This window comes from Sporosarcina beigongshangi (genome assembly GCF_033485195.1).
Classification (GTDB): Bacteria; Bacillota; Bacilli; order Bacillales_A; family Planococcaceae; genus Sporosarcina; species Sporosarcina beigongshangi.
On record NZ_JAWLIR010000052.1, the window covers coordinates 21,451 to 28,961 of the forward strand.

General features: G+C 40.3%; 6 protein-coding genes. All 6 read left to right on the forward strand.

What is annotated here, in order from left to right:
• Window positions 1–25 precede the first annotated feature (25 nt).
• The 6 genes from R2B77_RS16480 to R2B77_RS16505 all read left to right on the forward strand — a co-directional run bounded on the left by R2B77_RS16480 (window position 26) and on the right by R2B77_RS16505 (window position 7,471).
• The gene (locus R2B77_RS16480) at window positions 26–1,690 is read left to right on the forward strand and encodes an amylo-alpha-1,6-glucosidase (RefSeq protein WP_203249153.1); all 1,665 of its coding nucleotides are present in this window, start codon (window positions 26–28) and stop codon (window positions 1,688–1,690) included.
• Between the two features lie 12 nt (window positions 1,691–1,702).
• A complete protein-coding gene (locus R2B77_RS16485; RefSeq protein WP_203249154.1) occupies window positions 1,703–2,584 on the forward strand; it encodes a DMT family transporter in 882 nt (293 codons plus the stop codon).
• A 117-nt stretch (window positions 2,585–2,701) separates the two neighbouring features.
• Window positions 2,702–3,700 (forward strand): LacI family DNA-binding transcriptional regulator, encoded by a 999-nt coding sequence (locus R2B77_RS16490; protein ID WP_203249155.1) that lies wholly within the window; start codon window positions 2,702–2,704, stop codon window positions 3,698–3,700.
• 149 nt (window positions 3,701–3,849) lie between these two features.
• Entirely contained in the window at window positions 3,850–4,917 is a 1,068-nt protein-coding gene (locus R2B77_RS16495) for a hypothetical protein (protein ID WP_203249156.1), read from the forward strand.
• Window positions 4,918–4,995: 78 nt separating this feature from the next.
• Window positions 4,996–6,186 carry a glycine C-acetyltransferase gene (locus R2B77_RS16500; RefSeq protein WP_203249157.1) on the forward strand — a complete coding sequence of 397 codons (1,191 nt, stop codon included), beginning with the start codon at window positions 4,996–4,998 and terminating at the stop codon, window positions 6,184–6,186.
• Window positions 6,187–6,526: 340 nt separating this feature from the next.
• Window positions 6,527–7,471, forward strand: coding sequence for an L-threonine 3-dehydrogenase (locus R2B77_RS16505; protein WP_203249158.1), 945 nt, complete (start codon window positions 6,527–6,529; stop codon window positions 7,469–7,471).
• Window positions 7,472–7,511 lie beyond the last annotated feature (40 nt).

Genomic DNA, 7,511 nt, shown 5'->3' on the forward strand with positions numbered 1-7,511 from the left:
GTATGACGAAAGGAGCGAAAATCCTATGAAATTAAATATAAAAGAAATCCCTTTTTCTCGATTTGGTTCTTATTTTTGTGTATCGAAGGAAAAGGATACAAATGAAGTTTACATACGTGATGTTCATGGTGGGGATGATGCACCATCAAAATTATTCAAATTGGATTTGTTGCAGGAGGGCATTGAACAGCAATTCGACATCGCTGCTACAGAAACGTCCTTGCGCTTTTATTTAGTAAAGGATGCAGAGAAATATGCAGAAATCATTATTCCAGAAGAAGATGAATTGCATATTGAAGCAAACGGGGTTGAAATTCGTTTGCAAGCTAGAAAAGTGAAGTACGATACCCTTCACGAATATGAGGATGGCATGTATGAATATCATATCTATCCGAAGGAATTAAAGCTGATGATTAGCAAGCTTTCAGGTGTGATGTCTGTTGACGCGCCGTGGAATGTGATTGGCAATGATTATATCGACATTCGTATGAGTAATGGCCATTTTGTCATTGAAAGCTATCGCACCGTTTTTAAACCGAAAGGGTATGCGAGTTTTCAAGCAGGAAAAGAAAAGGTTGAGCAGCTCTATCAGGAGTGGGTAGAAAATAATACCGAGAAAAATGAAGTATACCAAGCTTCAATTGATCGCGCGGCCTATATCACTTGGTCAAGTATCGTTCATCCGGATGGATTATTAAAAAATTATGCCATGTATATGTCGAAGCTTTGGATGTATAACATCTGGTCTTGGGACAATTGTTTTAATGCGTTACATCTTGGTGCGAAGTATCCGGAACTGTCCTATGCTCAGCTGAAGATCTTTATGGATGCACAGGACGAATCGGGAGCCTACCCAGATTTTGTGAATGATAAATTTGTGTCTTATAACTGCATTAAACCACCGGTCTTCGCATACGCTTATGAAAAATTGATGGAAGTGAATGACTACTTTAGGGAAGAGAGTCGTCTAAGAGAGGTTTATGAATCTACTAAAAAAGTAATGATTTACTTCGATTCACACCGAACGTATGAAGGTAGACTTCCGCATTATAAGCACGGTAATGACTCTGGTTGGGATAATTCCTCTTTATTCCATCGCGGAATGCCTGTTGAGGCACCAGATCTTGCTAGCTTTTTAATTAGAACATATGATATTTTAACGAAATTTGCTGGTATTCTTGGAGAAGAGGAAGAGGCGAAGCAATTTACCGAAAAAGCCGACGCGCTTTTCGCCTTATTAATGGAACGCCTTCATGATGAACAAGGCTTCTTTGGTCGTGTCGGGAAAGATGCTAAGAAAATTGATATCCGCTCCAGTCTGATTTTGCGTTTACCGGTTTTAATTGGCTATCGCCTAGATAAAAAAATCATGGATCAACTTGTAGAGGACCTTGTGGAAAACTTTGAAACGAAATATGGATTTGCAACAGAAATGCCATCAAGTCCATTGTATAAGGAAAATGGTTACTGGCTTGGACCGATTTGGGCTCCTGTAACTTATCTTTTTATTGATTCATTAAAGAGTTTTGGTTACGTTGAGATTGGAGAAAGAATTAGAGAAAAATATCTGGACCTCACACTTGTCGGTGGTATGGCAGAAAACTTTGATCCGCATAGTGGAAAAGGACTCGTTGATACTTCCTTTACTTGGACATCAAGTGTGTTCCTATCGTTAATCGAAAGTGAGTAGGTGGAGGATTATATGCGGAAATATATTGGAGAACTAGGGCTTGCGGTAGTTGCGATTATTTGGGGAAGTGGATTTGTTGCAAGTGCAGTGTCACTCGAACACTTTACGCCATACCAAATACTTGCAATTCGCTTCCTTATTGGTATTATTTTGTTAAGCCTAGTCTTTTTTAAGAAATTAAAGAACATCAAAAAAAGTACAATTATAAAAGGTTCTATCATTGGAGTATTTTTGTACTTAGCATTCGCTTTGCAAACGGTTGGGTTAGTATATACGACGCCTTCGAAAAATGCTTTTTTAACCGCTGTCAATGTAGTCATTGTACCGTTTATTGCATTTTTCATTTTTAAACGAAAGATGGACAAGTTTGAGCTGTTTGGTGCATTACTTGCGATCATTGGCATCGGCGTATTGTCACTAAAGTTTTCAGGTGGCGTTAATTTTGGGGATTTCCTAACGTTATTATGTGCTGTAGCGTTTGCATTCCATATTTTCTGCACGGCACAATTTGTAAAGGATGAAGATCCTGTATTGTTAACGGTGATTCAAATGGGAGCTGCTACTGTTTTAGGATTTATGGTAGTCCTTTTCAAAGGAGAAACGAATTTTGTAGCAAATATTGAAGGCGTATCAGCTGTTTTATATTTGGGTGTGTTCTCCACCACGGTTGCTTTTTTGTTGCAGACAGTTGCTCAAAAATATACAACTGAAACAAAGGCGGCTATCATTTTATCCACAGAGGCGTTCTGGGGAATGATATTCTCCGTCATTATTTTGAGCGAAATATTAACTGTCAAAATGATCATCGGGGCTGTTCTAATCCTCGTTGCGATTATTATTTCTGAAACGAAGCCGAGGTTTTTCAAGAAAAAGTATCGTAAAGAAGCGGTGTAGCAAAAGTCGTCACGAAGATTGGCCTTTGCGAACATAAGCAAAGCGTTGAGAGTAGACCGGTGGAAAAGTGAAATTGATTCATATATATAGAAGTAAACAACAAAGTAGGTATGTGAAATGGCAACGATTAAAGATATAGCAGATTTAGCGCAGGTTTCTATGGCAACAGTTTCTCGAGTGTTAAATTATGATGAAACACTCAATGTGACTCCGGAAACAAGAAGGCGGGTTTTTGAAGCGGCAGAAGAATTAAATTATGTGATTACCGCGAAACAGAAAAAGGTGAAAAAGAAAGGAAACATTGGGCTCTACTATTCTTATTCACTTGAAGAAGAATTAGTTGATACCTACTACCTTTCAATCCGGGTAGCGCTAGAAAAACAGCTTAAAAGTATGAGAATGGAATACTCGAAGATTACTAAAGAAGATACGAAAAAAAGTCTTTCAAAATTAGACGGAATCATCTGCCTTGGGACATTTAAAAAAGCAGATATTGAACTGATTAAGAGCTTTGATAAACCATCTGTGTTTGTAGACGCCAACCCTGATGAAAACCATTTTGATGCAGTGGTGATTAATTTCAACTCTGCAACAAAAAATGCACTTAACTATTTAGTAGATTTAGGTCATGAAAATATAGGCTTTATCGGCGGTATCGAGACGGATATGTTTGGCAACCGTTTTAAGGATTTAAGGCAGGATGTCTTTGAAGCCTATTTGAAGGAAAAAGGAATTTTCAAAGAGGAGTTCGTTAAAATTGGGGGCTACAATCCGAAGGATGGCTACCAAATTTTGAAAGAAATGCTAAATCAAAATGAAAAACCAACAGCTCTATTTGTTGCAAACGATTCAATTGCAATCGGATGCTACAAAGCGGCCTACGAACTAGGCGTTAAAATTCCAGAGGATCTTAGCATTGTCGGTTTCAATGACGTTTCCTCTGCGCAATACATGGTTCCGCCGCTTACTACAGTGAAGTTGTACACTGAAATCATGGGAGAATCCGCAGTTGACTTGCTACTTGAGCGCATCGCAACGAAACGGGAAATATGTAAAAAAATAACGATTCATACGAAACTTATTGAAAGAGGCAGTGCAACAAAGGTGAAAGAATAATCACGAAACATAAGTTTTATAGTTGAATAGTGAATATGCACAATTACTTATTTCGCATATTAATAGTTTTTCAAAGCACGGCAAAGATGCCGTGCTTTTTTTGGTTGTTCGTGCATAGGCTAATCGTATGTAAAGAAAGGATGGTCGACATGTACGGAACAATCACTCAATATATGGGGACAGCCTATACGGGTTGTGGGATTTCTCATAAATACGATACATTGATAGCGTCAGCTGCGGAGACGTTTTTTTTGAAATGCCCACCGACAAATATGCTATCAGCAGTCTTGCATGAACTGGCTACGAATTATGTGAAACGTGGGTTTGATGTCGACAAATTCATGGATCCTGTGCAACCAGAAAAAACTGATGCGATTTTTGTGAAGGGACCCAATCTACTTTTCATCCAGGCCTCACATCCCATTGCGCTTGAACCCGCGGAAATAGGGGGAAGACACCGTGTGATTAGCTTTTATGACGTCTATGATGAAGACCAGTTGCGTGATCGGAATGGTTTGATTGTAGAGCAGCTGGCTGAGGCAGAGATGGCGATTAAAAAAGCACTGAAATCACTTGCAGACGCGAAAGAAATTCATGATGAATGGGAAGCTATTAATATAAAGCGAATGATGTGGGAGCAACATGAGAACCTCATTCACTCGTTGAAGGAAGAGCTGTTTGGCACGATTAGGCTAAATAAGCAAACGACTGTTTCACACAGACTTATCGGCTCGTTGACATCTGCTGGGGCGCAGGACTTTATCCCTTCCATTACGAAACGTTTAGAACGAAGAATACTCATTAAAGGACTTCCAGGCACGGGGAAATCAACGTTGATGAAAGCGCTTGGTGCTGAGGCAGAAAGGCGTGGATTTGATGTTTTGTACGGCTGGTGCGGCTTGGATCCCATGGGCGTAGATCTCGTTCAAATACCCGAGTTATCGGTTTGTTTGCTCGATGCAACGCAGCCGCATGTCTACGATGTAGAACGGCCGGGTGATGAATTGCTCGATCTTGTTTCTATGTGTGTGAAAGATGCGAAGGCAGAACAGGAAATTGACTTGATTCGGGAGACATATACAGAAAAGATTTTGGACGCGACGGGTTATATGCAAACCTACGCACAGGCCGAAAATAGAATGAAAGTGACGATGGATTCGGCTATTAAGCAGGCGATATTTGAAGTGAAATCGAAGGTGTTATTGGAATTACCGTAACAAGCACACATATTATTCCGCGATTGGGCCTATCGTGTGATAAAATGAAAGCATCATTCGTTTGAAAGGAAGATTATTTTGTCCAAAATACTCGATGCTTATTTACAGGAAAACTTAGAGGATCTCCGCGACCAAGGATTATACAATGAAATTGAACCCGTTGAAGGTCCAAATGGCCCAATTATTAAAATTAAAGGCAAAGATTTGATTAACTTGTCTTCCAATAACTATCTTGGACTTGCGACAGACGAAGATTTGAAAAAATTAGCGATTGCCGCAACGACTAAATACGGCGTAGGCGCAGGAGCGGTTCGTACAATTAATGGAACGCTTGATATTCATATTGAACTGGAAAAAAAGCTTGCGGCATTTAAAGGAACGGAAGCCGCAATATCTTATCAATCCGGTTTTAACTGTAATATGGCGGCGATTTCTGCTGTCATGGGTAAAAAAGATGCAATTCTTTCGGATGAATTAAATCATGCTTCTATCATCGATGGCTGCCGTTTATCGGGCGCAAAAATCATTCGTCTGAAGCACCAAGATATGGACGATCTTCGAGCGAAAGCGAAGGAAGCGACGGAGTCAGGCTTGTATGAAAAAGTGATGTATATTACGGATGGTGTGTTTTCGATGGACGGCAATATCGCCAACCTTCCAGAAGTAGTGAAAATCGCCAAAGAATTTGATTTGATTACGTATGTGGATGACGCGCACGGTTCAGGTGTAACAGGAAAAGGAAAAGGGACTGTGAAGCATTTTGGACTTGAAAAAGAAATTGATTTCCAAATCGGCACCTTGTCAAAAGCAATTGGTGTTGTAGGTGGATATGTTGCGGGATCACAGCAATTGATCGACTGGTTAAAAGTTCGTTCTCGTCCATTCCTATTCTCGACTGCACTTCCTGCTGGAGACGTTGCAGCGATTATGGGGGCACTTGACAAAATTACGGAATCCACAGCATTGCATGACAAGCTTTGGGACAACGGTAATTACTTGAAAGAAGGACTTGTTAAGCTTGGCTTTAATATTGGTGCTTCAGAAACACCGATTACACCATGCATTATTGGTGAAGAAAAGCTGACACAACAATTCTCAAGTCGTCTAGCAGAAGAAGGCGTCTATGCAAAATCCATCATTTTCCCAACAGTTGCGAAAGGGAAAGGGCGCGTCCGTAATATGCCAACTGCTGCGCATACGAAAGAAATGCTCGATGAAGCACTTGCTGTTTACGAAAAAGTTGGTAGAGAGCTCGGTGTTATTTCATAATGAATAAAGACTCCCGGATGGCTAATAAGCTGTCCGGGTTTTATTTTTTTCGAGACATTTCTAGTGATTGTGAAGCGTAGGCATGGCCAAAGCGTTTAGTTGTTAATATTAAACTGAATTAAGCACATACTCCTGTGAACAGAAAACTCTCGCCGATGAGCGGGAGTTTTCAATTATATCTAACAATTTCCATACGTCCATTCATATAGAAATTCGTGTTGTCTTTTCCCTGAGAACGTTCTATAATGAGTTTGGGTAGTAGAATCAACAAAGTGATGAAAATAAAATAATGGTGTACTCTCCAAAAATACAGATGTTCACAAGCGAGGAGCAATTGAAAATGAAGAAAATTATCGTAACAGGGGCGCTTGGTCAAATTGGTTCAGAATTGATTACAAAGCTTCGGTCAGAATATGGAACCGATAATGTTTTGGCAACAGATATACGACGCATGGATTCTATGACAGAGGGTCCTTTTGAAGTTCTAGATGTTACAAATGCTGATGAAATGTATGCGCTTGCAAAGGATTTTGGCGCTGATACGATGATGCATATGGCGGCGTTGTTGTCAGCAAAAGCAGAGGAAGAGCCGTTATTTGCGTGGAATCTCAATATGGGTGGCCTGATGAATGCCCTTGAAGTGTCACGCGAACTAGATTTGCAATTTTTTACGCCGAGTTCAATCGGTGCATTTGGCCCTTCAACACCAAAAGTGGATACGCCGCAGGATACATTACAGCGTCCAACAACGATGTATGGTGTCAATAAAGTCGCAGGTGAATTATTATGCGATTATTATTATCATAAATTCGGACTCGACACACGTGGTGTTCGATTCCCGGGATTGATTTCGTATGTGGCGCAACCCGGTGGAGGTACAACGGATTATGCAGTCGATATTTATTACAAAGCACTTGAAGCAGGGAAGTATACATCGTATATTGCAGAAGGTACGTATATGGATATGATGTATATGCCCGACGCATTGCAGGCAATTGTCAGTCTGATGGAAGCAGATCCATCAAAATTGATTCACCGCAACGCATTTAACGTCACGGCAATGAGCTTTGAGCCTTCTCAAATTGCAACTTCCATACGCAAGCACATCCCATCATTTGAAATGGCTTACGATGTCGATCCAGTACGCCAAGCCATTGCGAATAGCTGGCCTGATGCAATCGATCCAACGGCAGCTGTTCAAGAGTGGGGCTTCAAAGCAGACTATGATTTGGATAAAATGACTATCGATATGCTTTCGAAATTGAAAATAAAATTAAGTGCTTAATATAAAAACCGCGGGAGTTAGACTGACATAGCGATATGAG